At 68.7% G+C, this 1,193-nt stretch carries 1 protein-coding gene and 1 pseudogene; both read right to left on the bottom strand.

The features are described from left to right. Nucleotides 1–921: pseudogene (locus ABZT93_RS40395) on the bottom strand (IS5 family transposase). Between the two features lie 4 nt (nucleotides 922–925). After that, on the bottom strand, nucleotides 926–1,193 hold a 268-nt coding region (locus ABZT93_RS40390; RefSeq protein ID WP_356114125.1), incomplete at its 5' end, for a hypothetical protein.

Below are 1,193 nucleotides of genomic sequence, written 5' to 3'. Positions count from 1 at the left end.
CTAGGGCCTGTCTGACAAATGATCACCCGGCTGGTTCGCGGAGCCAGAGGATGAGTGCTGCGAGGCGAAGTCCGGCGCGGTAGCGGTCTGCGAGCTTGTCGAAGCGGGTGGCCACTGCCCGGAATTGTTTGAGGCGGTTGAAGCAGCGTTCGACGACGTTGCGGTGCTTGTAGACCTCTGTGTCGAACGCGGGCGGGCGTCCGCCGCGCGCGCCACGTCGTAGTCGGTTGGCGGCCTGGTCGGCCCGTTCGGGAATGGTCACGGCGATGCCGTGGCGGCGGCACCAGGCGCGGATCGCGCGGGACGAATACGCCTTGTCGGCGATCAAGCGGTAGGGGCGGGTGCGGGGCCGGCCGCGCCCCTCGCGGGGGACGCGGATGGTCTCCATCACCTGCTCGAAGGTGGTTGAGTCGTTGACGTTGCCGGGGGTGAGCACCACCACGAGCGGTAGGCCGCGTCCGTCCACGGCGAGGTGGACCTTGGTGGTCAGCCCACCGCGGGACCGTCCGAGCGCCTGCCGTGTCGCCGAGCGTTCCGGATCTGCCACTTCGCGGGATTCGTCCCGGTCAGTTTCCCCCTTTTGCGGGCGCCGGCGGCGTGCTGGTGAGCGCGGCTGATCGTGGAGTCCACCGATACCGTCCACTCCACGGCGCCGACCGCGTCATCTCGAACCTGGACATGCTCCAGCAGACTCGCCCAGGTCCCGTCCGCCTCCCAGCGGGCGAACCGCTCGTACACGGTCTGCCAGGGACCGTAGCGCTGGGGAAGATCACGCCAGGGAGCCCCGGTCCGCAACCGCCACAGCACCCCGTTCACCACCTGCCGGTGATCCCGCCACGGCCGCCCCCGGCCATCCACCTGCGGCAAGAGCGGAGCTATCCGCTCCCACGCCGCATCCGTCAACTCCCCACGACCCACCACGACATCAATGATCGCGGTCTCCAACGTCGGGCTCGCATGCAGGGTCCGCCACGAACAGACTCAGCCGATAAGTGGTCGGCTGCACCAGACGCCCGCACAGCGTGTCGACCCGGAGCACCGATCCGTCGATCCGTATTTCCCCAGCACGAAGACGGCGCACATAAGCCTGCCACTCCGTCTCGTCCTGGGTCTCAAAGATCACTTCCCACCGCCCCGCGCCCACCGCGTCGCGAGCAGCAAGCTGCCGCCTCGCGACCTCTTGCTGCCGCTTC

Origin of the sequence: Streptomyces sp. NPDC005303, from assembly GCF_040607335.1 — a bacterium.
Classification (GTDB): Bacteria; Actinomycetota; Actinomycetes; order Streptomycetales; family Streptomycetaceae; genus Streptomyces.
This window is presented reverse-complemented; position numbering and strand designations above follow the sequence as displayed.